The 24477-nt window shown below is 68.3% G+C and carries 21 protein-coding genes and 1 pseudogene; 11 read left to right on the forward strand and 11 right to left on the reverse strand.

Features of this window, described 5'->3' with window-relative positions; genetic code table 11:
• Nucleotides 1-3: 3 nt before the first annotated feature.
• Both QWJ13_RS33545 and QWJ13_RS33550 read right to left on the reverse strand, forming a co-directional pair.
• Entirely contained in the window at nt 4-1245 is a 1242-nt protein-coding gene (locus tag QWJ13_RS33545; protein ID WP_316529416.1) for an IS701 family transposase, read from the reverse strand.
• 68 nt (nt 1246-1313) lie between these two features.
• Complete coding sequence (locus QWJ13_RS33550) at nt 1314-2540, reverse strand: MFS transporter (RefSeq protein ID WP_316529418.1); 1227 nt, start codon at nt 2538-2540, stop codon at nt 1314-1316.
• A gap of 59 nt (nt 2541-2599) precedes the next feature.
• On the opposite strand from QWJ13_RS33550, the gene QWJ13_RS33555 reads away from it, so the two are divergent.
• The gene (locus QWJ13_RS33555; protein WP_316529419.1) at nt 2600-3598 is read left to right on the forward strand and encodes an ArsR/SmtB family transcription factor; all 999 of its coding nucleotides are present in this window, start codon (nt 2600-2602) and stop codon (nt 3596-3598) included.
• 441 nt (nt 3599-4039) lie between these two features.
• Here the strand turns inward: QWJ13_RS33555 and QWJ13_RS33560 are convergent, their stop codons facing one another.
• From QWJ13_RS33560 to QWJ13_RS33575, 4 genes are read right to left on the reverse strand one after another with little or no spacing between them, the layout of a single operon-like run.
• Nucleotides 4040-5266, reverse strand: coding sequence for a helix-turn-helix domain-containing protein (locus QWJ13_RS33560; protein ID WP_316529422.1), 1227 nt, complete (start codon nt 5264-5266; stop codon nt 4040-4042).
• Nucleotides 5263-7212 (reverse strand): hypothetical protein, encoded by a 1950-nt coding sequence (locus tag QWJ13_RS33565; RefSeq protein ID WP_316529424.1) that lies wholly within the window; start codon nt 7210-7212, stop codon nt 5263-5265. The genes QWJ13_RS33560 and QWJ13_RS33565 overlap by 4 nt, the downstream gene beginning before the upstream one ends.
• Nucleotides 7209-7991: a toll/interleukin-1 receptor domain-containing protein gene (locus QWJ13_RS33570; RefSeq protein ID WP_316529426.1), complete on the reverse strand. Its 783-nt coding sequence runs from the start codon at nt 7989-7991 to the stop codon at nt 7209-7211. Before QWJ13_RS33570 ends, QWJ13_RS33565 begins: the two co-directional genes overlap by 4 nt.
• Nucleotides 7992-8043: 52 nt before the next feature.
• Complete coding sequence (locus tag QWJ13_RS33575) at nt 8044-9369, reverse strand: helix-turn-helix domain-containing protein (RefSeq protein WP_316529428.1); 1326 nt, start codon at nt 9367-9369, stop codon at nt 8044-8046.
• A gap of 934 nt (nt 9370-10303) precedes the next feature.
• On the opposite strand from QWJ13_RS33575, the gene kilB reads away from it, so the two are divergent.
• On the forward strand, nt 10304-10831 hold the full coding sequence (gene kilB / locus QWJ13_RS33580; RefSeq protein ID WP_316529431.1) for a plasmid transfer protein KilB: 528 nt from the start codon (nt 10304-10306) through the stop codon (nt 10829-10831).
• A 469-nt stretch (nt 10832-11300) separates the two neighbouring features.
• On the opposite strand, the gene QWJ13_RS33585 is transcribed toward kilB, so the two are convergent.
• The 4 genes from QWJ13_RS33585 to QWJ13_RS33600 all read right to left on the reverse strand — a co-directional run bounded on the left by QWJ13_RS33585 (nt 11301) and on the right by QWJ13_RS33600 (nt 14114).
• The gene (locus QWJ13_RS33585; RefSeq protein WP_316529432.1) at nt 11301-12083 is read right to left on the reverse strand and encodes a hypothetical protein; all 783 of its coding nucleotides are present in this window, start codon (nt 12081-12083) and stop codon (nt 11301-11303) included.
• Between the two features lie 136 nt (nt 12084-12219).
• On the reverse strand, nt 12220-13221 hold the full coding sequence (locus QWJ13_RS33590) for a CATRA conflict system CASPASE/TPR repeat-associated protein (protein ID WP_316529434.1): 1002 nt from the start codon (nt 13219-13221) through the stop codon (nt 12220-12222).
• Nucleotides 13145-13792, reverse strand: a complete 648-nt coding sequence (locus QWJ13_RS33595; protein ID WP_316529435.1) for a CATRA conflict system CASPASE/TPR repeat-associated protein — start codon at nt 13790-13792, stop codon at nt 13145-13147. The genes QWJ13_RS33590 and QWJ13_RS33595 overlap by 77 nt, the downstream gene beginning before the upstream one ends.
• Nucleotides 13782-14114: a CATRA system-associated protein gene (locus tag QWJ13_RS33600; RefSeq protein WP_316529437.1), complete on the reverse strand. Its 333-nt coding sequence runs from the start codon at nt 14112-14114 to the stop codon at nt 13782-13784. The genes QWJ13_RS33595 and QWJ13_RS33600 overlap by 11 nt, the downstream gene beginning before the upstream one ends.
• On the opposite strand from QWJ13_RS33600, the gene QWJ13_RS33605 reads away from it, so the two are divergent.
• The 4 genes and pseudogenes from QWJ13_RS33605 (at nt 14101) to QWJ13_RS33620 (ending at nt 18417) form a co-directional block, all read left to right on the forward strand.
• On the forward strand, nt 14101-16155 hold the full coding sequence (locus QWJ13_RS33605) for a CHAT domain-containing protein (protein ID WP_316529439.1): 2055 nt from the start codon (nt 14101-14103) through the stop codon (nt 16153-16155). The two genes, QWJ13_RS33600 and QWJ13_RS33605, sit on opposite strands and share 14 nt — an antisense overlap.
• Before the next feature lie 230 nt (nt 16156-16385).
• Nucleotides 16386-17023 (forward strand): annotated as a pseudogene (locus tag QWJ13_RS33610) (IS5 family transposase); the annotation flags it as partial.
• Nucleotides 17016-17243 carry a hypothetical protein gene (locus QWJ13_RS33615; RefSeq protein ID WP_432277655.1) on the forward strand — a complete coding sequence of 76 codons (228 nt, stop codon included), beginning with the start codon at nt 17016-17018 and terminating at the stop codon, nt 17241-17243. The pseudogene QWJ13_RS33610 and the gene QWJ13_RS33615, both read left to right, overlap by 8 nt.
• A gap of 274 nt (nt 17244-17517) precedes the next feature.
• Nucleotides 17518-18417 (forward strand): hypothetical protein, encoded by a 900-nt coding sequence (locus tag QWJ13_RS33620; protein ID WP_316529443.1) that lies wholly within the window; start codon nt 17518-17520, stop codon nt 18415-18417.
• 10 nt (nt 18418-18427) lie between these two features.
• Here QWJ13_RS33620 and QWJ13_RS33625 read toward each other — a convergent pair whose 3' ends face one another.
• Nucleotides 18428-19144 carry a flavodoxin family protein gene (locus QWJ13_RS33625; protein WP_316529444.1) on the reverse strand — a complete coding sequence of 239 codons (717 nt, stop codon included), beginning with the start codon at nt 19142-19144 and terminating at the stop codon, nt 18428-18430.
• 270 nt (nt 19145-19414) lie between these two features.
• Here QWJ13_RS33625 and QWJ13_RS33630 point away from each other — a divergent pair, with 270 nt between their 5' ends.
• The 5 genes from QWJ13_RS33630 (at nt 19415) to QWJ13_RS33650 (ending at nt 24365) form a co-directional block, all read left to right on the forward strand.
• Entirely contained in the window at nt 19415-20086 is a 672-nt protein-coding gene (locus tag QWJ13_RS33630; RefSeq protein WP_316529445.1) for a hypothetical protein, read from the forward strand.
• 149 nt (nt 20087-20235) lie between these two features.
• Nucleotides 20236-21525, forward strand: coding sequence for an extracellular solute-binding protein (locus QWJ13_RS33635; protein ID WP_316529447.1), 1290 nt, complete (start codon nt 20236-20238; stop codon nt 21523-21525).
• A 52-nt stretch (nt 21526-21577) separates the two neighbouring features.
• Nucleotides 21578-22456, forward strand: coding sequence for a carbohydrate ABC transporter permease (locus QWJ13_RS33640; RefSeq protein WP_316529448.1), 879 nt, complete (start codon nt 21578-21580; stop codon nt 22454-22456).
• Nucleotides 22453-23277, forward strand: a complete 825-nt coding sequence (locus QWJ13_RS33645) for a carbohydrate ABC transporter permease (RefSeq protein ID WP_316529450.1) — start codon at nt 22453-22455, stop codon at nt 23275-23277. Before QWJ13_RS33640 ends, QWJ13_RS33645 begins: the two co-directional genes overlap by 4 nt.
• 83 nt (nt 23278-23360) lie before the next feature.
• Nucleotides 23361-24365: a helix-turn-helix domain-containing protein gene (locus tag QWJ13_RS33650; RefSeq protein WP_316529452.1), complete on the forward strand. Its 1005-nt coding sequence runs from the start codon at nt 23361-23363 to the stop codon at nt 24363-24365.
• Nucleotides 24366-24477 lie beyond the last annotated feature (112 nt).

Genomic DNA, 24477 nt, shown 5'->3' on the forward strand with positions numbered 1-24477 from the left:
GAATCAACCGGCCATCCGTTGCAAGAGGCCGTACGCGTGTGCCGCCGAGACCAGCGTGGCATGGTGATGCCACCCCTGGAACGACCGTCCCTCGAAGTGCCGCAGGCCCGAGTCCTCGCTCAACTGCTCCAGGGCCTGGCCGGCCTTGCGGCGCAGCGCGATAAGGTCGAAGAGGGCGGACGGACGAGCCGTTTCGAGGTTCGTGATCCAGACCGACTCCGGCCCTCGCGCGTCGGGAGTCCATTCCGCTACCACTTTCCTGGTCCTCCGACGGACGGCAGAAGGCCCGGAGGACGCAGGCGAGTGCGGCAGGAGCGCCGCGACATAGCGTGGTCGCGACACTCGGCCGTCCTGACCGGGAATCGTCAGGCCGCCTGAAGCGCCCGACCGCACCAGGCACTCCCCGGCCGTCAGCATCAGGTCCGACGAGGACTTCGCCACCGGGGTGCGCGGGTCGGCCCGCAGGGCGTAGCGCAGCCCGCGGGCCTCCAGCCCGCGGATGAGCGGCTCCACCAACGCGTGCTGGCGCGCGTCCATCACCACGGGCATCGGCCTCATCTTCCAGTCGATCATCATCTCGTCCAGCGCGTCGAGGAGGTACTGCGAGCGAGAACGGTGCTTCTCGTGCTCGGGCAGGCGCACTCGGGCTCGGCGTTTGGTGTCCCCGTCCCAAGAAGGCGGCAGCAGCAGCCGCCAGTTCAACGGAGCGCAGCCCTCGGTACCGGACGCCATCACGACCAGGGCAAGCTGACAGTTGATCACCCTGCCTGCCGAGTGGGAGAACTGGCGCTCCACGGCCACCGAGTTGCTGCCGTGCTTCGGCACAGTTGCTTCCTCCACTATCCAGGCCTGGGGGCCGAGTGCGGCCGTGACCCGGTCGGCGAGTTGGCGCCTGACCGGAGCCCAGTCCCAGGAGCTCTGGTTGACGAACTGCTGGAGGGCCTGGTCGGCCCGCCTGCCCAGCACGTGCTCGGACATCCGCCGCACCGACTTCCTTCCGGGCACACTGGCCAGGCCACGCACGTACACCTCCGCCCATCGCCGCTGGTCGAGACGGGGCAAGGAGGCAAAGAGAGAGTCGCAGTACCCCGCCAGACCGTCGTCCCGACCGTGCACTGTTGAAGGTGCGTCCATCCTCAGCATCGTCATCCCTCGTGTCGGCAGCCCTGGCGGTTCGAAAGCGAAGCTCAACCAGGCTGCGACACGCGGATGCAGGGCCGCTGAAGATGCAATCAAGATCAACATATCCCCGTCAGGGATGTCGACGCTCCGTCAGCAGTTACTGCACGTACGACAGTTGCGATGCCCCGCAGTCAGGGACCGGTGGCGCCCGGCGAAGGCTCCGGGAGTGCGAGATCGTCGGCGATGGCTTCACGTGCTTCACCTCGGACGCGCAGTCCGGGGATCAGCATCAGGGTGACTGCGACGGACGCCGCCGCGGTCAGGGTGATCCCGGTCGCAGGTGAGGTGCGCTCGGCCACGGCACCGGCAACAGCGGCACCGATGCCCTGCATGGTGAGCATGCCCGAACCGTGCAGACCGAGGGCGTGCCCGCTGAGTTCCTCCGGGGTCAGCTCCATGAGGCGGTCCTGGAAGATCAGGCCGGTCGAGTATCCGACCGTCGCGATCGTGACCGCAGCCATCAGTACGGGCAGCGCCGGGTTCAGGGCGAAAACCAGGAACGGAGCGGCGAGGAGCAGACACAGCGGGACGCCGAGCCGTACCTGCCACCTCTTGGGGACGAACCGGCCGACCGCGATGTCCCCGGCCAGCATGCCGACGGCGCCGCATGCGAACAGGAGCCCGGCATCCTGGGTCGAGTAGGGGACATAGAGGGATTCGCACCCGACGACCAGCCCGTTGGGCACCCAGAGGACGAGATACACAGACCGACGGGGCTTCGACGACCACAGCTGCGCGTTGGTCCGCCAGGTCTCCGCGATCGATGCCCGCCCGACGATGCGTGGGCGCCGGCTGCTGAGCCCGAACCGGGCGGCGATCGCGGCAAGGAGGTACAGCGCGGCCCCAGCGATCAGTACCCCGCGCGGTGACAGCGCGGTCACCAGTACGCCGCCGACCGCGAAACCGCAGATCTGAACGACGCCGGAGGAAATGTTGAACATCGAGCGGCCGAGCAAGTACCCCTCGCGCGCCAGGATCTCGTTGAGCAGTCCGGCGCGCACGCCACCTCCCAAGGAGGCCACGACACCGAGACCCAAGACGATGGCGAAGGCCCCCCATACCGGTATCCCGGGGACCGCCTGGGCAGCTGTGCCAAGGCTGAAGAGCAGTGCGATCCAGGTCAGCGCGGCTCGCGGCGGAATGCGGTCGGCCGCCGACAGCAGCGTGGTCGCACCGATCATCTGAGCAAGCGCGGGACCGAACATGGCGAGGGCGGAGAGCAACGGCGAGCCGGTCGCCTGGAAAATCAGTGTGCCCAGGGCCAGCCCGCTGACGGTCTGGGCTGCCACCTGTCCGGAGGATGCCAGGAAGAGGGGAGTGAACTCCGGTGTCCGGAAGAGGTCTTGATAGGTCCGCATGGCCGAAGTCTCAGTGACCACAACGCCAGGGTGTTACTGTTTCGCAGGGAGGCGAAACCATGGGGTGGTGGCAGGTCAACGCCGATACGCTTGCGGGGAGCCGGTTCGTCATCTCCCCTCTGGCGGAGGCCATGGCAAGCCTGAAGCTGTTGGAACAAGGTGTCGGTGGGAACCCGGCCGACCGCGCGTGGCTCGACGTCCACCTGCCCGAATACCAGCGGCACCTGGACGCAGATCCGATCACCACGCTGCTCGTGCGGGCTGCCATCGGCTCCAAGTGGAACGCCACCTTCATCACGCCTACGCCCACCCTTGTCAGCGAGCCCACGTTTGCCCAGGAGCTGGCGCACATCCGCGAAACCCCGGCCCAGACCGCGCTCGACGACCTGGCAATGTCCCTCGGTGGCCCACTCCCGACCGAGCTCCGCCGCTCCGACCTGGCCGAACGTGCGGCCGACTTGCTGGAATGGACTTGGACGACGGCGGTGCTTCCCTACTGGCCGCAGCGCCGTCGGATTGCCGAAGCTGACATCGTCGCCCGCACAGCACAGTTGAGCCAGGGTGGTTGGGCCGCAGCCCTCGACGACATGCGCCCGGGGATGCGCTGGCTGGGCAGGAGCCGACTGCAGATCACTGCACACGACTACCCGCCGTTGGAGCTCACCGGGGCAAACCTGATGTTCGTCCCCGTAACGCCCTGCCAGAGCTGGGTCTCCTGGGACACTTCTCCTATCCGCGGCAGCAGCCACTCTCAGCACCGGTATGCCGTGATCTATCCGTGCTCAGGTGTCCTGGCCGAAGCGGGCCGAACCTCCGCACCCACGGCGTTGGCCAGATTGCTCGGACCTATGCGGGCGGGCGTCCTCGTCCTCCTCGACACCCCGAAGACCACAACGCAATTGGTGACGCTCACCAATCAGGGACTGGGCTCGGTAGGTCGGCATCTGAAGGTGCTGTTCGATGCCCAGTTGATCCAACGCCGACGCACCGGACGATCCGTACTCTATTTCCGGACCGACGCCGGCGAGGTCCTGGTACGGGCCCAGCCGGACACCTGATCTCCAGTGCCATTCGCAGGTGAACAGCCGATGTTGGCCAGAGTCAGACGGTGCGTACGGCGGTCTCTCGAACGGGAGTCCGGTGTGGGTCAGGGCGGGGATCGGCGGAATACTCTGGCACCCTATCTGACCAGGAGAGATCTCTGGAAGAAGCCTGAAACAGCGACTACGATTCAGGAAGTCATCCGATGTAGACGGCTGCCGGCCGAATAGTGATGCTTGGCGGCCGCCTTCCACCCGCTCCATGCTGGCGTGCACCGCTTGCACTTTGACCTGGGCCGGACAAAGTGCCGCAAAGCCATGAACTCTGCGATGAGCTCTACCGAGTTCCCATGCGAGGCGATCGATCGGGGTGGTAGCCGAGGACCGCACGATTCACCGTGCTCGTCACGGCGACATCATGCCACCCCCGCCAAAGAGGACCTAACAGTCAGAATCTCGCTAGTCCTGCGCTCCGCCCCTGGCTCCCGACGATGTCCCGTTCACCGCGCCGTTGACCTTTGTCCAGCGCACGCCCGGCCCGTCATTCGCCTCTTCGGCCGGCTGTTCGTGACCGGACACGTGCCCGGGGCGGCCTCCCTCATCGCCCAGTAGACCTTCCCGGATCAGCCTGGCTTTTTCGGGCAGGCCCGCTGCCTCGGTGAACTCCGCCACCCGGCGCGCATAGACCTCCCTTGCCGGGGAGCCCTTCTTCAACTCGATATCGTCCAGCAGCTGGTTCAACGGACCGACCACGACCGGCCCGGAGGTCGGACCCGCAGGCCCTGGGTGACCGGACGGCCCCATCTCGACACCGCCCACCCCGTCGTCGTCCTCACCCCGCCGGAAGGGCGCCACCTCGTCCAAGGACGGGATCGTCTGCGACATCGGCTGTGCGATCAGGTGTGCGTACAGCTCGTCCACAGCCTCGTCATTGGCTGCCGCTGAGAGCTGCGCGAGTGGACCGATCATGTCGACCGCCTCCGTGACCTTGTCGTCGTGACGGGCCAACCACCACACCACTGCACTGCCAGGCGATTTCAGGACATCGCCGCCGAGGTAGGCCCGCCTGCTCTGCTCATACCGCCGTTCGTGCTCCCAGACTTCCTCGGTCTTCCGCACCTCGGAGAGTTTTCCCAACCGCTCCCGATCATCCTCCGACAACCTCAGCTCGACCTGACCGCCCATGGCCTCCACTAGGCCCGACACGTCCCGGATCTGTGTACCGAGCACGCCGTTCAGACGGTGCTGTAGCAGGCCCAGCCGCTGGGGAACCTCGCGCTCGGCCAACTCGCGGGCGCGAGCCAGCACTGTCTCGATCGCCAAACTGGCGGGGTCTGCGTGCACAAGTCCGGTCGCGTTCGGGATCGGACGCCACCACACCACTGCCGAGAAGCAGAAATCGTAGTCCGGCACGCGGCTCGGCAACGCGACTTCGTCCACGCGGGTCTCCTCCCATCGCGGCTCATCCGAGCCCGCCGGTTCTGGCTCCGGCTCCGGCTCCAGTTCCGGCTCCGGCTCCGGCTCCGGAGATCGCGCCGATGCGAGCAGAGCTGCCAGCACCACGGCGATCACAGCCGGCATGGCCCAGAGCCAGACCGGCCACCTGGCCGAGACTCCGAGAACCACGGTCATCAGGCCCGCTGCGAGGGCCAGACCGACGAGCGGCGCCTTCCCCGTACCCTTCATTCGCTTCTCCCCTCGTTCGTCCCGGCCGAGGCCAGGTCCAACGGCTCGATGCCCTGCGCACGGTCGATCTCTCGGCAGAAGCGCGCCGCCACAGCGGCTCGACTCGTCGGCCCCGGTTCATCGTCCGACTGGGCCTCCCACTCACAAGCCAGCAGGTAGCAGCGGCTGAGAACGTCGAGCCTGCCGTCGGCAGCCTCGATGAGGACTCTCATCAGCCACCCGCCCCCATCCCTCTCCCCCTGGGCCGCCGCGAGCCATGCCGTGATCCTGGGCCCCCATTCCTCCGGTGCCGCCACCGTGAACACCCCGTACCAGCCCGCAGCCACCTCCTCGCGCCTCGCCTCCGGCGCGGGTGGGTCCATCAGCTCCAGGAAGATCCCGGCATCCTGGCGTCTGAACTTCCCCTGCTCCATCCCCTCGCGCACTCGATGGAGCAGCCTCTCGTACAGCCGCTGGTCTCTGCGAACCAGCTCCAGCAAAGACTCCCTGGCATATCGCGGTGCGCCCCCAGGCTCCCTCCGCGCAAGCTGGTGCAGGCGGACAAGCGCCTGGTCGGGGTGATCCGCCGCCACTACGTCTGCGCAGATCCTCGCCAGACCTCGTACCATGTTCGGCTGCAACCGCGGCTCCCTCGACCAGACGTAGATCTTCACCCTGAACGCCGCGCCCAATCGCTCATCCCTGAGTCCCTGGTCCAGCACTGCCATTGCCTCGGGAAGCAACCTGGTCTCCATCGCCCACGACTCGACCAGATCGGTCAGGACATAGGCGTCTCCAGCCCTCAACGCCTGTTCGGTGAACCGGCTGACCAGCTTCCGGCGCCCGACCTGGTCCAGCCACTCCGATTCTCTGACCACGGCTTCCACCCAGGCTCCGAAGGCTGATCGCAAGTCCGGGTAGTAGAGCCAGAAATGAGACCGAACCGCCGGTCCGTACGCCAAGGCGTCGAAACCGATCCGCCCCTGGCTCACCTTCACCCGCAGCTCGGTCAGGCGCTCGGTCAGATCGGTCTGGTCGAGTCGAGGCCGCTCGTCCGGCGGGTGGCCGAGCTTCATCAGCAGCTCAGTGGAGAGCCGGAACAACGCATCCACCGGAGCCCCGTCCAGCATCGCCGCCGTGAGCAGCAGCGCCCGCTGGCGACCATCTGGCAGTCCGGCGATGTGCTGGGCAACCTCGTGGCCGCGGTCCCGAAGTGCGGCGACGGCCTTCACGGCCCAGGCATCGAAGGCTTCCCCCTGTGAGCGCGCCTCGACCACCAGCTCTGACAGCCGCTGCAGGTCCCCCATGGGCGAACCCTCCAAGAGCTCGCCGATGGCCGAGTCGCGCAGTTGCGGAAGCGACACCTCGATGCCGTCCCAGCGCAGGTGCCGTGCCATGACCTCATCGCTCTTGGGGCGGCCGGTCCGTACCAGGAGCTGGCGTAGGTCCGACTGCAGGAGATGCTCTCGTTCCCGGGACAGGACCACCGCCAGTCGGCCGCCGACCCGCCCGGTTTTGTCCCAGTACGACCTGACCATGACCTGTGCGTCGACGAGTTCCTGTTCAGAGACGGTCGACAGATCGACAAGAACACGCTCGCCTTCCGCCAGTTCCGCCGGCTCGTCGCCTTCACCATCCAGCGTGACCTCACGGAATGGGTCGCCGTCGGCGCCCATGCGGTGCAACAGCACGACGCCGGCGGTGCGTCGACCACTGCCCGGGGTGCCAGAGAGCAGAACGGCCGTACCTGGTTCCTCCAGCCTCCGGACGGCGTCCCCGTACCCGGGCGGAGGAACGAAACGCCGACTCAGCCAAAGACGACGATCAACCGCCATGCGCAGCGGATCGGCGCCGCCGCGAATGAGTCGCTCCGAGGCGAAGTAGTAGTAGTTGTTCTGGGCTCCACTTCCAGTGTGAGTCTGCCCCGCCGCACGGCCGATCCACGTGGCGTCCCCCGTGTCACTCACCGACGCCGTTCCTCGCGGTCGCGCCGCCCGCCGAACCGGTTGTTGACAGTGCCATGTTCGACGTAGTTGCTGCCGTCGCCGTGGAACTCGACGCCTCCGTGTCGGATGGTGTTGTTCTGCGTGCCGCCTCCAGTGTGCACCGGCCCGCTGGCGTTGTTGATGAACGTTCCCACGTCGCGGCCCACCTCTCCGATGCCACCGCTCTGATCGTGCCGATAGCTATCGGCGTCGACCACACCGCCGCCGCGGCCGACCCCGTATGGGGTGCCACCGAGGCCGCCATCTGCTTGAGCGATCATCCTTTCCGCTTCGGCGAGTTGGGGAATCTCCTCGGCGAGGTCGTCACCGAGGCGGCTGAGGCAGGAGTCCGCGTCGCGGTGATCGAAGCGGCGGTACTGGCAGTCGGCGAGCCTGGCGATCTCGGGCGGCAGACCGTGCCGGTCGAGCCGCGTAGCACGCCCCACGAGCACCGGGACAACCAGAGCTCCGCTCTCGAAGGCCTCGACAATCTCCCTGCGGGTCCAGTCCTCCGGATCATCTAGCGCGCGTCGCCCATCCGTGGTCCGGGCACTCGCCCAGCGCTGGCCGATGACTGCGAGAAGGACGCTGCTGCGACGGACAGCGGTCACCAGCTCCTGAGGGAAGGCACGGCCAATCCTGATGGATTTGCTGGCGCGGAACACTCGATCCGTGCCGAAGCGCTGGGAGAGCTCGCGCTCGATCAAGGTGGCGGTGGCGTCCTCGTCGTTGGTGCGGTAGTTGACGAAGATATCGGGCATGGCGGGATACACCTTCGGTGAGTGAGGGCGGAGAGCGGACCGCGGGCACGGTTCAGGGGTGCAACGCGGTGGCAAGCAGTGGCTGAAGATCCCGAACGCTCCGGTTCGCCCGGAAGCGGTGCAGTTCCCGGGCAAGCCGCCGGACGTCGGTCTGGATGGTGGCGGACCTCAGTGCCGGAACGAAGGGAAGGAGCTCCGAAGCGATTTCGCAGGCTCGCTCCGGCTCTCCACTGGCAGCGTGTGCGAGGGCACGTCGAACGCCGTATCGTGCACGACTGCGGACCGCGGATCCAGGAATTCTCGGGCATTCACGGTCAAGCACCTCGGCGGCCTGGTCAGCTCGGCCGAGGTCGTACAGGCACCATCCGGTGACCATGGCTGCCGGGTCGGCCAGGCTGACGGTGCCGAGGACGGGTGCACCCTCATCGGCCTCCGCACCGGCGATGGCCAGTAGGTTCCGGGCGCGTTCCAAGCTGCGCCGACAGGCGTAGTCGTCCCCGGCTAGGGCGTGCCCTTGGGCCTCACGCTGAGCTGCGAGGCCGCGAATTCTGGGCGGCAGGCTGCCGCTCTGTGCCGGCCCGACGAGCTGTACGGTCTGGGTCGCATCGCCTGCGTAGAAGGCGATCAGCGCGCGCCGAACCAGGACGTACGAGGCGAGATGGCGGTCGCCTCCAACCTCCGCGAGTTCGACGGCCTGGGCGGTCCACCGGAGCGCCAAGGAGTCGTCGCCGGCCTCCTGGGCCATCCAGCCCGCGTACTCGGCATATCGGGCGGCGAGCACGAGCAGTCGGCTGCGGTTCGCTGCGTCGGCTTGGGTCGCGAGGTCACCCAGAGTCTGGGTCTGGACAGTGAGTAGGGGGAGCAGCGTACCGGGGGCACTGGTCTGGCCGAGACGCCGCATCTGGTCGAATTGATCCCGGAAGATCTCGGCCGGAGCGAATTCCACTGCCGTTCCTACGCGGCCGGTCGCTGTGAATGCGGCCGGCCACGGAGGGGCAGCAAGGTCGCCGCCGAGCAGAGATGACGCTCCGACAGCAAGGAGTCGACGCCGCCCGAGGCTTCCGGAAGATCGGCCACCTCCATGTTCGGCCAGTGACAGCGGGTTCTCTACGGCTTCGGTCCTAGTGGCCCCCGCGGGGCGAGGCTCCCGGGGCGAGGCCGTCAGGAACTGCTCGAGTTCGCCACCGGCGTCGAGCTGAGCGTCGCATCGACGGGCGAGTTCCGGCGGCGGCGCCTTGTGGCCGCGTTCGATCTTGCTGAGATGGCCTTTGCTGTAACTGAGCAGTTCAGCAAGTCGGGTGAGTGTCAACCCTGCGGCGAGCCGCCGTTTGCGAAGTTCTGGACCGAACTCGCCGCACCGCTCCATGGGCACACTCATGCCAACCCCCAGTTCCCCGGATCCAACCGCATAGACGCCCGTCGTGACGTGAGCTGGAAGCAGACCTCCTCGCTTCCGGCTGAATCTTGACATGCGATCGTGCCGCTTAAGCGGGGATCAGCCGGGTTTCCCGTTTCCTCTTTCTGTTCGAATCACGTTGCAAACAAAACGAGTTAGCGATATTTCCATCAGCACGACTGTGCTACCCACGGGGAACGGGCGGCCCTCCGACTGAGGCCGACACTCAGAGATGCCCTGGCCTCCGAGTCAACAACACCAACCGCAACAGCGGCCTCAGTGTCTCCTCCCCCATCACCTATCGGCATCCGCCCCAACGGCCAAGGAATCCTTGCGGCATGGCCGACCTGGCGGACACGAGCTCCGTCACCGAAGACGCTCACCCGACGGCCGGCGCAGGCCAGTGCCGACCGAACCCGGTGCCGTTGGCCGGGCCTACCCACCACATTCGCCAGAGCGTCCGCAAGAGAACGGAACCTGTTGGCCTCCATGGAGGCCAACAGGCCCCAGAGGCAACACCGGAAGGGGACTGGGCAGTGAGCTGGCCCCACCAGATGGGTAGTGAGCAACCTGCGACTGGAACGCGGGCCACGCGGAACCGCCACGATCATCAAGACGCCCTCATCAACTGCGTGGCATCTGAGACAGGACCCACCCGCGCGGGAGCGTCTATCGCCCGGGATGACCTATGCGTTTCCCCGGAACAGACGGGCCGATGTCGTTCCGCCGGATACCACCGGCAGGATTGGGTCCATGGTCTCCGAGGCATCCGGGGAGTCTGCCTGGTGCGGACACCCCGAATCCGGTGACGGCCGGCTAGGAGGGTTCGTGCATGGGCCATAGGGGCAGTCCGGCTCGAACTGGCTCAGCAAGCAGGCTAGAAGTGGCTTGTTGACGGAACGGAGGGGACAAAGTGATGGACATCAATACCTGGACCACGGTCGGCACGAGCGCGGTAGCGGTAGTCGGCACGCTCTCCGGGACGCTGCTCGCCGGCTGGATGAACAGCCGCACGTCCCGCGCTGCGCAGGCTCTGGCCGATGCCAAGGACCGACGTAGTGAGGTCGTAAGCAGCGTAGCTGCTCTCGTAGCAGCCCTAGAAGACCACCGCCGAGCCCAGATGATACGAGCCAAGGGGATGGCTCAAGCTCTCGCCGCAACCGGTGACGTCGCGGTGGCCGACGAACAGTACACCCCGGCCGTTCACCAGACCCGCAGCGCAGTCTCCGGCCCGAACGCTACTCTGCGGATCATTTGCCCGGAGCTAGCGGAGGCTGCCGAGCAGGCGGTCCGGGCAACCTTCGCGATCAGGGATGCCGCGAACCTCACCGAGGCCGAGCGTCTGCGTCTCCAGTCGAAGCTCGCCTGCGATGCACTGGTCTCAGAAGCCAGTCAACTCCTCGCCCACAGCGACTGGCCGGTTTCTGTACAGCCAGTAACGTAACTCGTCCAAAGATGCTTCATCCGTCGTGGGGCTCAGTCTCGACTGCCACGGCTGCCGCCCGGATGTGGGAGTTGTTCCTCGGCGTTCCGACCAGGAGGCACTGAACGCTGCGGCTCAGCAGCCTTGTGCGCAAAGGCCTCAAGGTCAAAGCAGCAACCGACACCCCGGAGCACGGCGCCCGCCAAGGTACAGATGCCAGAGTGTTGCCCCCAGCCCAGATCGGCGGAACACTCTGGCACCCTACTTGACCAGCCACGACATCGGACAAGTCCAACTCCTCACACCATCGCCGAACGCACCGGCCAAGTCCCGAACCACCTCGGCCCAGGCGCGCGCGGCGGTCGCCCGCCCGGCTTCGACCGCCGCACCCATCGGGCGCCGCAACGTCGTCGAATGCGCCTTCAACCAACTGAAGCAAGGGGCGGAAGCCGGGCTCAGGTGGCCGGACCGGAGTTCCGGCGACCACGATTCAGGCACTTCCCTCCGCCTCGGTGGGGCTGCCGGCGGCGATGGACGACTCGTCGGCGCGCCACGCCGCAGCGGTCAGAGCGGTGGCGCCCATCGCCACGAAGCCCGCGAGCGCGTAGAGGGTCAGGATGACGACCGCGCACCAGAAGTAGCCGACATCGGCCCAGGAGATGTCATCGGAACCGAAGAGCGCGAGTAGGCCGTAGATGAGCGTCGCGAGGACGGCGAACAACAAGAGTAGCCCCGCCGACAGGGCCGGCAGGACGGCGGGCAGGACACCGAGCACCGAAGTCATCTCCCGGTTGCCGGTGACGGTCAACGCGTACGCCGCCACCAGGAGCAGCGGACAGCCGACGGTGTAGTAGCCGTTGACGCCGCCCCATCGGAGCAGATCGTGCAGGTCGCCGACCGGCGCGCCGCCGAACATGGAACGCACGTTGGCGACGAGCACACTGATGAAGAAGTACGTCCCTGCGAGCCACAGGGCCTGCAGGACGAGGACCGCCATGATCGTCAGGCTCGCGTAGAGCTTCCGGTGTCCCGGGATACGGCCCAGGTGTCGAGCGCTGAAGCGGGCGGCGGCCACGACGGTGCGACCACCGGCCCGGGCCGCCCGGTAGCCCTCCCGCCCCGCCAGGTACCACATCCGCACCGCGATGAGGGTCGCGGTGACGGTGGCGGCCACACTGCCGACGCCGAACCAGGAGGTGAGGACGCCACTTACGACATCCCAGAACTGGGGAGCGCCGGGCAGGAGGCTGTCGTTGTCGGCGAGGGTCGTCACCTGGATCTCCACACATCGGTTCGGGGTCCGTCCGCAGACGGCCGGACCATCGGGTTGCGGTCGGCCGGCCGCGGTCAGGGCGTTCACCGCGCGGCGGTGCGGCCCTTCGTCTCGGTACGGCACCGGCGGACGGAACTCATCGGATCGCGCGGCGCGCGTGCCACGCGCCACCTGTACCGAGCAGGACGGCACCGGCGACCGCGAAGGCCGCCGTCACCGCCGTGGACCAGTCTCCGTGGCCGGCGCCGCGAGCGAGCAGCCACCCCACTGCGGCACCGGCCCCAGTCAGACCGGCTATCTCCAAGACCGCTCCCGGCCGTCCCCCGTTCCCACCGCTCCAACGCCGCATGATCACCACGGGCAGCGAGACCGCGAGCGTGGCGAGCAGGGCGATGAACGGCCCCTGAACGTGCTCGGCCAGCGGAAGCCTGAACCCCAGCGTCTGCACCGCGGTAAGCGCCATGAGCAACCCCCCGATCACGGAGGTCTGCACGAGCGACAGGTACTGCTGATGGCTCTGAAGGCGCTGCGTGGCCGACTCGGTCGCGATGCGGGCCGCTTCCTTGACGCGCTCGCGCTCGACACCGAAGGAGAAGGCGTCCTCCTCCAGGACGTCCGCCAGGCGCGTCGCGCACTGCGCGTCCGAGAACAGGAGGCCGGGACTCGGGTCCGCGGGCGTGCTCAACGCGGCTGTCATCGCGGCGGAATGGACCCCGATCGTACGGCCCATGGTACGCAGCTTCAGCTCCCTGTCGGCGGCGATCCCGTCCTCGAGCAACAACCGGTGTGCCCGCTCTGCCAGTTCCTCCCAGCAGGCCAGCTCCCGCCGTGCGGCACGTCTGTGGTAGCCGCTCGCCGAGAGCAGCCGGTGACAGTCCAGAAACAGGAGCTGCCCGTCCTCCCGCAATGCGGTCCTACGCCGCGTTAGGCCTGAGTCCGCGGCTCGACGGATCCCGTACTGGTCCCTGACGGCGGCGGCGTGCAACAGGTATCTGGTGACCGGCGCCATCGGGCTACGGACGTCGAACCAGGACCATGCGTCCAGCGACGCCTCGCCGGTCTCAGTGGCCCTCGCGGTGGTGACGAACGTCCGATCCACGTGCTCCTCCCCGGCCCCTCGGGACGTCACCTCCCGCATGGAGAGTTCGGCCGGCAGCGACAAACCGTTCGGAGACCCGGTCGGTCCCGTCCGTCGCAGCATCCGGCACGATCCCGGCGAGTCGGCCGGCCACGACATCGAGGTCGAGGGCCGCGCCGGGACTCGCATCGGCGAGGGCGCGGTAGATCCGGACGCTGCCGATCAGCGGGTTCACGCCCCCTTGCGCCGGTGGCGTGTAGGCACCGTCCCATGCCCGCTCCAGGTCGGCCCAGATCGTCGCCGTCTCTGCCATGCCGTGCGAGGCGCCGGCGTCCGGTGGTGCGAGCATCACGACCAGGCCCGCGATCCCGCCGAGCACGTACACCCGGGCCTCGAACACGCCGGGCCCACTGCTCCGGCGACTGCGCACGGGGTGGAAGCTCGAGGACGCGTCGATCGTGTGAGGCAGGACCGTGTCGCCAGTCGACGGAACCGGTCGGTCCATCCCGATCCGCTCGCACGCGGACCAGAGGGCGTCCAGCACGGTCCGGCCCGGGCCGGTGAGTTGCTGAACGTCCATGAAGTAGTGGAGTTGCAGAGTCTCCCGCGCGAAGCGGACCTCAGTGCTCATCCGAGTCGTCCTGCGAGCTCCCGCCCCCGTCGGCGTCCTCCAACGTCCGGATCAGCACCCCGTAGGCTTCGAGGAGTTGTGGCGGCATGGGCTCGTTCTCCCCCTCGGCCATTGACCGGGGGGCCCGCCAGACGTCGACGAGGTCGGAGAGCCGCCCGGTCGCACGCCTGAGTGCCGTCAGGTCGCCCGCTTCGGCACCGGCTTGGAGGGCCGCCAGGCACTCCCCCACCCGGGACCACCCGCGGGTGGAGAGCCGCCACGTCGGCGCCTCGGACAACAGATCAACGGCCTGCCGACGGACTGCCCGGATGTCGTACGACATGCACCCCCTCACCCGCGCGATCCGGTTTCGTGAGGGCCGGGACACGGACGATCTGGCCGCCGCATGCCGAGCCGCGCGCAGGGGGCTCGCGCTCGTTCCGTCCGGCCACGTGACGCGCCCCGCGTACCACACGCAGTGCGGCGAGGCACTTCTGGGCTGGTCCGTTCACGGGAATCAGCCGGAGGCGGCGGCGGAGGCCTACCACCACTTGCGGCAAGGCCTCGAAAAAGCTGAGGACTCGCCAGGCTGGGTGAAACGGGCGCTCTTCCTCGCCGACGCACTGATCTCCGGTGCATCTGACTCATCTCGCAAGGCCCGCAGAGCGCGCAAGGCGATGCGAGCCGAAGCACTGGACCTCTATCGGCGTGCCGCCACACACCGCTTCGGTTCACCGGCCGAGCGCTGGGCGGCGTCGTTCGCCTGGGCCCACCTGATGGCCGAGGAGCGGGACGTGGACGGCGCCCGCGAAGGCCTGAGTGCGGCGATCGAGGTATTGCCGCAGCTCGCCTGGCCGGGCCTGTCCAGAGAGGACCAGCTGCGCCCGCTGGGCGGCAAGTCCGAGGCCGTCTGCGATACGGCGGCGTTGGCCATCCTGCTGGGGAAGCCCCAACGCGCGGTGGAGCTCCTCGAACAGGGCCGGGCGCAACTCCTGTCACACGCCCTCGACATGAACGCGGACCTCGAGGACATCCGCGTGCTCGATCCCGCGCTCGCCGAAGGCCTGGAGGGCGTCCGCCGTCAACTGACCGACAACGGCCCATCCATCTCTGACCGGCATCTCGCCGTGGGGGACGCCTTCGCCCACGCCGGCCGACGGCGTGAGCTCCACCTGCGCTGGACGGACCTGGTCGAACAGGCCCGCCGCCTTCCGGGAATGGCCGGGTTCCTACGCCCGCCGCCGTTCGACGAGCTGGTTCACGCGGGCGATCACGGACCTGTCGTCCTCTTCAACATCAGCGGCGTGCGCTGTGACGCGCTCATCCTGACGCAGGGGACCGTCGTCGTGGTGCCCCTTCCCGCGTTCGACCGCGAGAAGGCCGAGGCCCGGGCGGAGGCGCTGGCCGGGCTGTTGGAGGCGATGGACTCCCCTACCGACGGCGTCGAGGAACTGCGGGAGTACTTGGTCGATCTCCTGGGATGGCTCTGGCAGAGCCTGATCCGGCCGGTGCTGGACCGCATCGAGAGCAGCGGGTCGCGTGACGGCCGCTCTCGCCGGCCGATGCGCCTGTGGCTCTGTCCGACGGACGTTCTCAACCGCTTGCCCCTCCATGCCGCCGGTCTGCTTTCCAGGGACCCGTACGACGGCGAGTCCGTTCCCCCCGACCTGCTCGTGGACCGCGCCATCTGTTCCTACGTCCCGACCCTCCGTTCCCTGCTGTCCGCACGAAAGGGCGGCCCGGACCGGCCCGCTCGCGCTCCACGGATGTTGGCAATCGGCGTCGGCGGGGTCGAGACCGGCACGGCCGGGCGGACGCCCCTCACACACGTCTCCGGCGAGATCGACGCGGTCGTCGCGCGGTTCCCGAATGCCACGCCATTGAGAGAGCAGGAAGCGACCCGGGAGGCGGTGCTGGCCGCGCTGCCCGCGCACGACTGGCTGCACTTCGCGGGTCACGGCAGTCAGGACGCCTCCACCCCCGACGGAACCCTCTACACCTGGGACCCGATCGGCGGCGACTACCTCAAGGTCACCAACATCGCCGCCCTGCGTCTGCGCACTGCGGAGCTCGCCTACCTGTCGGCGTGCCAGACGCAGCGTGCCACCATCGACCACCCCGACGAGCCGGTGACCCTCGCCGGGGCGCTTCGGCTGGCCGGCTTCCGGCACGTGATCGCCACCTACTGGAACCTGCGCAGCAGACCCGCCCGACAAGCGGCCGTCTCCTTCTACGACCACCTGCTCGCCGGACGGTCCTCCGACGACCTGGCGCTCAGCTCCGACGACGCCGCAGCCGCACTCCGGGCGGCTGTCCGACAACTCGTCCGCGACCGGCCGGAAGCACCCGAGATCTGGGCGGCACTGGTCCACGTCGGACCGTAGGCCCGCCGCCCACTCCCGCGGCAAGCGCGGCGGCCTGTCCGCCTGTTCGGCGGGTCGAAGGGGGGTGTGGGGCTGTCGGGGCGCCTGGACCACGAGGGGTGCTGACGGTCTCCCACCTGCTGAAGCGCTGAATCGATGAGCACGTACGGGCAGCAGCAAAAGCACTGTTGAGGGCCTTTGAAGACGATCTCTAGGGGTCGTCTTCAAAGCTGATCAAGTGATGAGAGATCATGTCGGTCATGGTGCGTCGTCATGAGCCTTCGGATGCCGAGTGGGCCGTGCTGTCGCGGTTTCTTCCGGCTTCGGGGGTGGCCGGTCGTCCGCGGTCGGACGACCGGCTGGTGCTGAACGGGATCGTGTGGAAGCTGCGGACCGGCACGTCCTGGCGTGACCTGCCTGAACGCTACGGTCCGTGGAAAACCGTCTACGAGCGACATCGGCGCTGGTCGGCCGATGGGACCTGGGAGCGATTGCTCCAGCAGGTGCAGGCCCAGGCTGATGCCGCGGGTGGGGTCGACTGGGACGTCTCGGTTGATTCCACCTCGATCCGTACCCACCACCACGCGGCCGGCGCCCGGAAGACCCCACCCCCCGCCACATCAAGAGGGGCGCCGGCGATGGCACACCAGGGCGAAACACCATGGGTGAGACTGCGCGATCGTTTGGTGGAGGTGGTGTGGGAGGTGAGGCGCTCGGTCGCTCCCACGGAGGCTTCACCACCAAGATCCACCTGAGCGCCGACGGTCGTTGCCGCGTGCTTTCGCTGTTGCTGACGCCGGGCCAGCGAGCGGACTGCACGCAATTTAAGCCAGTCACGGAGCGCATTGAGCGGTGTGCATCACAAATGCCACGGCCTGCTCGTGATCGCGCTCACCGACGACAAAGGCCGCCTGATGTGGGTCTCCGCGGTCCGGCCCGGACGCACCTCGGAGATCACCGCCTGCCGCCACGACCGACTGACTGCCCATCTGCGTGCGGCCGGCCTCGGCGCGATCGCTGACCTGGGCTTCGTCGGCCTCGCCGACAGCGGCCCAGACGCCGACCCGGCGGCCAACTCACGCAGGCTCTCACCGGACACATGTGCGTAGGTGGGATTGTCTCAGACAACCGCGTAGTCCAAGAACACCCGTCAGACCCTGCCACAGATGCCTGGTTGATCGCATCGCGAACCACCCTTTCCGTCAACGAGATTGGGCTTCACTCACCCTGCGGGACGTCTCCTGCCAAGGCCACTCGGACGTTGCGCTGCAGCTGATCCCGACTTGTCAGCGCCATTCGCTACGTTTCACTCTCGCCTCGGGCCAATTCGGTCGATGGTGGACCAGGCAACAGCACCGGCGTCTGACCAGGGAAGCGGCACGAATGACTGAGCTCACGGCAATCACCGCCTCGTGGAACCCCCGACAACGGAAGGCGGCAGCAGCAGGGTTCACCGGGACCGTCATCGCAACGCTAGCCCTGCTCACCGGCTTGGGGTTCCCCTCGCGGATCTGGGTCTCGGCCCTGGTTCTGCCCCCCATCGCCGCCTACATCCTCGGCCTGCTCCCCTCCGCGCTCTCCCGTCCTGCGCAGCGGTTCTTCGAGGTCGGCTCGCTGTTGATCTGGGTCGTGACCGGGGTCTGGGCCCTGTGCCTGGTGTGGTCCGGCCGTCACCAGTTCAACCCCGGTGGTATGGGGGGAGCGGTGAGCCTCATCGCCATGTTGTGGTGGTTCGGCGCCCCTCGCATGCAGCCCACGACAGACTGGCGAGCATCTCTGGCATGGCGGGTACGCCGTGCGACGTTCATCCACGCAATGTGCATGGTGCTCTCCACCGCCGGCTTCCTGCTGACGGTGAGGGCCATGCCGAACGTGGCACCAGCGGCCCGGCTCACGATCGGGATCAGCCTGTTCGGTGCTTCCGTGGGCTTCTGCATCAAGGCGAAGACCCGAGCGCACAAGATCTGCGTCGCGACCAAGAGAATCGCCGAGCAGCTCGCGGCTGACTGCCGGGCGCTCGACGAGGGGGCGGATCGAAATATCGAGAGTCTTCGGCAACAGGTCCACGAGCTCGATCTCTACCTCGCGGCCCCTCTGCCCACCACGTTCAAGATCTTCGGCCTGCCGCTCTTGCGCGACCTGGAACGCAAGGCACTCATCAACGACCTGTTCCTTGCTTCTCTGGAGCACCCGCAGCGGCCACCGAAGAGGTGGGCCGAAGCAGGGGACGATCTGGATCGGATCTCGACTGGCCTCGTACGCTGGGCGGACCCCGTCGTATAGCTGGTCCGGTTCAGCGGTGCTCGGGGTTCTCGAAGTCGAAGCGGCAGCCGGCGTCCCACTCGGAGCGCTGGTTGCCGTGGGCCGGGATGCCTCCGGCGTCCTTCAGGATGCGGGCCAGGTGGAGCTGGTTCCAGGTCATGAAGGTGGCGTTGCGGTTGGTGAAGTCGTTCTCCGGCCCGCCCGACCCGGGATCGAGGTACGACGGCCCCGGACCCGCCTCCCCCACCCAGCCCGCGTCGGCCTGCGGCGGGATGGTGTACCCGAGGTGCTGGAGGCTGTAGAGCACGTTCATCGCGCAGTGCTTGGCGCCGTCCTCGTTCCCGGTGATCAGACAGCCACCGACCCGGCCGTAGTAGGCGTACTGGCCATGGGAGTTGAGGATGGACGAGCAGGCATAGAGCCGCTCGATGACCTTCTTCATCACGGAGGAGTTGTCGCCCAGCCAGATCGGCCCGGCCAGCGTCAGAATGTCGGCCGCCATCACCTGGGAGTAGACGACCGGCCATTCGTCGGTCTCCCAGCCGTGCTCCGTCATGTCCGGCCACACCCCCGTCGCGATGTCGAGGTCCACCGCGCGCAGGACCTCGACCGCGACGCCCTGCCGCTCCAGGATGCCGGTGCTGACATCGATCAGGCCCTGGGTGTGGCTGCGCTCGGGGGAGCGTTTGAGCGTGCAGTTGATCACCAGGGCGCGCAGGTCGGCGTACGGCGTCGGCGTGTTCGGCACGGGTTGCTCCCTCGGTCGATCCGGGAGGCCGGGCCGGGTAGCGGACTCCCGGTACAGCTCACCAGCCCGGCCCGGGGGGCGCCCGTGGAACTGGGCCGGTTGCCTGACGGCCTCCGCCCGGACGGCCCATCCGGTACCGGGCCCTTCCTGGAAACCGGCGGCAACGTCGTACTCGACTGGGGGCTGTACGCCCGAGAGGAGCGCGACAGATACCGCGGGGAGGCACAGGCCCTGGGCACCACGGTGGTGTTGTGCGTTCTGGACCCACCGATGGACGAGCTGCGTCGGCGCCTCGACGAGCGCAACGCGGACCTGCCGCCCGGCACGTTCCTCATCACCGAGTCCGTACTGGACAGGGCGCGCGGCTACTTCGAGATGCCGGCGCCCGACGAGCTGGCCGAGTTCGACCCTCTGCCGAACGCGCCCGGCGTGTCCGGCACGCCGAAGCCTCAGCCGGTCCACCACGTGGCACGTTGCGCCGCCGGGACGCTCGGCGGCGCAACGTGGCCACAGCGGTCGCACCGCGACGGGCTCAGCGTTCTGCCAGTGCCATGCGCTCCAGGTGGCCTTCGTAGGTGTGCTCACGCAGCACGCCGTTTCGAGTTCCATGTGCGGTTCGAGGTGGGCACGGCGCTCCCGCAGGTGCGCTGGTCGCCAGACCGGGCCGGCTTCCTGGTCGTCACCGCCGAGACCGCCGAGGCGGCGAGCGCCCTCGCTCGCTCCCTGGCCGCCCAGGTGCGGTTCGTCACCGAGCCGGTGGAGGACGAGGGCGACGACGTCCGCCGGCACCGCGAGCTGTTGACCGAACTCGACCAGGCCGGGTACGTCGACGCGGTGGACGCGGGCCGCTGCGCCCGCCTCCGCAGTCGCCGACCCGAGGTCCGGGCCCCGCGCCCTGGACGACGGGTCAGCGACTGCGCCAGGCTTGGAGAGCTGAACTAACCCTCCCCAGCGTCCAGTTGACGACTGGGGCGACCGGGCCATCGCGGCCGCCGGACGTCATCTTCCAGCCAAATGTCTAGACCTCTGCAAACGCCAAGTCATTGATGGGTAATCAGATCGCTACCCCCACAGCGATTTTGGAGACACCCATGACCACCCGCGTGCGCCGCCGACCCCTCATGCTCACCTTGCTCCTGGCCCTGGCCGTCGCCGGATGCGGCTCCGGCTCGGGGGGTGGCTCCGGCGCCGGCGGCAAGCTGACGGTGTGGCTGGCGGTGGACGCCCAGGAGAGCTGGCCGGAGCTGGTCAAGTCCACCAATGACCGGTTCGCCAAGGCCCACCCCGGGGTCCAGGTCGACGTCCAGTACCAGCAGTGGACGACGAAGAACCAGAAGCTGGACGCGGTCCTCGCCGGGAAGAACGTGCCCGACGTGGTGGAGATGGGCAACAGCGAGACCACCAACTACATCGTCAACGGCGCCTTCGCCTCCCTCGACCCGGCCGGCTTCGACCAGTCGGACGCCTGGCTGCCGGCCCTCGCCGACGCGTGCCGCAAGGACGGCAAGACCTACTGCGTGCCCTACTACGTCGGGGCCCGGGTCGCGGTCTACCGCACCGACTACTTCGCCCGCGCCGGTGTGCCGGGCACGCCGAAGACGTACCCGGAACTCGTCTCCGCGCTGGACCGGCTCAAGGCGAGCTACGGCGCCGAGGACCCGAACTTCTCCGCCCTGTACCTGCCCGGCCGCTACTGGTACGCGGCCATGGCCTTCGTGAAGGACGCGGGCGGCGAGATCGCGGTGAAGGACGGCGACCGCTGGAAGGCCTCGCTGTCCTCGCCGAAGTCCGTCGCCGGACTCACCGAGTGGAAGCGGCTGATCGACACCTACTACGTCGGCGACCGCGCCAAGGACAACAGCGACCAGCCGGGCGTCGTCGGCCAGGGCCGGGTGGCCGTCTTCTACGGCAACACCTGGGAGGCGGACGCCGCCGCCGACGAACGCTCCGGCGGGGACCCGAAGTTGAAGGAGAAGTTCGCCACCTTCCCGTTCCCCGGCCCGTCCGGAAAGCTCCTGCCGCCGTTCCTCGGCGGCTCTACGCTGGCCGTGCCGGCCAAGTCGACGCGCAAGGAACTGGCCGCCGACTGGATCAAGTCGTTCACCGACCGGCAGTCACAGCAGGCGCTGATCGCCGCGAACACCCTGCCCAACAACACCACCCAGCTGGCCGAGGTCGCCGCCGGCGGCATCAACGGCCCCGCCGCCCAGGCCGCCGCCACCGGGGGCTGGATGACCCCGTTCGCACCGGGCTGGACGTCGGTGGAGAAGTCCAACATCCTGCCCGAGATGCTCGAACGGATCGCCAACGGCAAGGCGTCGGTACAGGACGCCACCCGGGAGGCCGACCGGCGGATCGACGAAGTGATCAATGAGCGCTGACCGGGGCGGGCGGCACACGCCACAGCGCACGCCACGACGACTCCGTCCGCGGTTGCTGCCCTACCTGCTGATCGGCCCCACCGTCCTCGCGCTCCTCCTGGTGCTCGGCTACCCGCTCGTGGACATGGTCGTGCTCGCCTTCCAAGACATGACCCGCGAGCAGCTGTTCAGCGGCGCGTCCCCGCCGTGGGCCGGGCTGGAGCAGTTCCGCAGGATCCTCGGCGACGGGTTCTTCTGGACGGTGGTGGCCCGCACGGTGGTCTTCACCGCCGTGTGCGTCGCCCTCACCGTGCTCTGCGGACTGTTCACCGCGCAGCTGATGCACCGGGTCTCGCCGTGGGTGCGCGCCGTCATCGCCGGGGTGCTGGTCACCGTCTGGGCGATGCCCGTCATGGTCTCCGCGTCGATCTTCCGCTGGCTCTTCGACGCGGACTACGGCGTGGTGAACTGGCTGCTCTCCCGGCTGCCGGGGGTCGATCTGGCCCGCCACAACTGGTTCACCGACCCCTGGCAGGGGTTCAGCGTCATCGTCGCCGTCGTGGTGTGGGGTTCGCTGCCGTTCGCCGCGATCACCCTGCGGGCCGCGCTGGCCCAGATCCCGCCCGAGCTGGAGGAGTCCGCGCTCCTCGACGGGGCCCGGCAGTTCCAGGTCCTGCGGCACGTCACCCTGCCGACGATCAGGCCGGTCCTCGTCATGGTCACCACGCTGTCGGCGATCTGGGACTTCGGGGTCTTCAACCAGATCTGGCTCATGCGCGGCGGCCAGCCTGAACGGGAGTACTACCTGCTGGGCGTCTACTCCTTCATCGAGTCCTTCGCCGTGAACCGGTACAGCGCCGGGGCCGCGATCGCGCTCGTGACCGTCGTGCTGCTGCTCGCCGGATCGGTCGTCCATCTGCGTCAGATGTTCAGGACCGGAGAGATCGAATGAGACGACGGCGGTCGCCGGGCCACGACCTGCTGGGGCTGCTCGTCGCCGCGGTGATCGGCTTCCCGGTCTACTGGATGGTACTCACGGCGTTCCGGCCGGCCACCGAAATCCTCAGGCTGCCACCGGAGTTCTGGCCTGGTCGGCCCACCTTCGACAACTTCGCCCGGGCTCTGCACAGCGAGACGTTCTGGGCCAACGTCCGCTCCAGCGTGGTCATCGGGCTGGGCACCGTCCTGCTGTCCCTGGTGGTCGGCGCCCTCGCCGCCTTCGCCCTCGCCCGGTTCCGCTTCGTGGGCCGCAAGGCCTTCGTCGTGGTGATCCTGATCGTCCAGATGGTCCCGCTGACGGCCCTGATCATCCCCGTGTACCTGTTGCTGAACGACGTCGGCATGACCGACAGCCTCGTCGGCGTGATCCTCACCTACCTGGTGTTCACCCTGCCCTTCACCGTCTGGATGCTGCGCGGCTTCATCGCCGGCGTCCCCGTCGAGCTCGAAGAGGCGGCCATGATCGACGGCTGCGGCCGCCTCGGCGCGTTCCGCAGGGTGGTGCTCCCGCTGCTCGCCCCCGGCATCGTCGCCACCTCCGTCTTCGCCCTCGTCCAGGCGTGGAACGAGTACGTCCTCGTCTACGTCCTGCTGTCGAGCCCGAAGAAACAGACCGTCAGCATCTGGCTGGTCTCCTTCCAGACCAGCTTCGGAACCGACTACGGCGGCCTCATGGCGGGTGCCACGCTGACCGCCCTGCCCGTCGTGGTCTTCTTCCTCGTCATCCACCGCAGGATCGCCTCCGGCCTCACCGCCGGGGCTATCAAGGGCTGAACCCGCGGGCGCCGGGCCCCTGCGCCCGGCCCGCGGGTTCCCGTCATGGCGGCGACTCGCCGTGGCTCTGCATAATGTCGGGCATGTCGGACGATGAGCGGGGATGGCTGGGCGCCGTAGGGGTCTCCGAGTCGGAGGAAGAGGCGTACTTCGCCGTCGTCGACAGGCCCGGGCGGACCACCGGTGAACTGGCCCGGGCACTGGACACCGGCGAGAGCCACGCGGCGGATCTGCTGACCCGGCTCGCCCGCAAGGGCCTGGTCAGTCGGGCGGTGGGGACGCCGTTGCGCTGGCTGCCCTCGCCGCCGGACGTGGCGATCGAAGCCCTGGCGGTCAAACAGCAGGAGGGGCTGGCCCGGGCGCGACTGGGCGCGGCGCGGCTGGCCGAGCGGATCAGGTCCGAGGGCAACGGCGGCGCCCGGCCCGATCTGCTGGAGATCATCAACGATCCGGAGACCTTGGCACTACGGGTCGATCAGCTCCAGCAGAGCGCGGAGCGCGAGCTGCTGAGCTTCGTCAAGGGCCCGTTCGTCCGCACGCCCGGCCCGCGGAGCGTGGACATGGAGCGCGCCAGCATGGACCGCGGTGTCGCCTACCGGGTCATCTACGATCCGGAGGCCATGGCCAGGCTCCAGCCCGAGGCGTTTCGCGAAGACAGCGGCGAACAGGCCAGGTTGCTGGAGTCCTTGCCGATGAAGCTGGTCATCGTGGACCGGCGGATCGCCATGCTGCCGGCGCCGATCGAGCCCGGCGCGGCGGTGGGCGGCAGCATGGTGGTCCGTGCCTCGGCGCTGCTGGACGCCTTGGTGATCCTGTTCGAGACGCTGTGGGAGCGGGCGACGCCGATCGGGTTGGACCACGGCGAGGTCCGGGCGACGCCCGGCAATCCGGAGGCGCTGGCCGACAAGCTCGTGCCGCTGCTGGCCGCCGGGCTGTCCGATGCCGCCATCAGCCGGATCCTCCAGGTCTCGCCGCGAAGCCTGGACCGCCGCACCAAGGCCCTGTTCTCGTCGCTGAACGCCTCCACCCGTTTCCAGGCCGGATGGCTCGCCGCTCGCCGTGCCGACGACGAGGGCCGCGAGCGATAGGCCGTACGCAAAGCGGCGGATCGGCGTCATGACGGAGACACGTCGCTCCCGTCCTCTCCCGCTTCCCTGATGCCGGTGTGAAGATCCTGACGTCGCGATGTCAACCGACTCG

The sequence above is a fragment of the Kitasatospora brasiliensis genome, from assembly GCF_032654805.1.
Classification (GTDB): Bacteria; Actinomycetota; Actinomycetes; order Streptomycetales; family Streptomycetaceae; genus Kitasatospora; species Kitasatospora brasiliensis.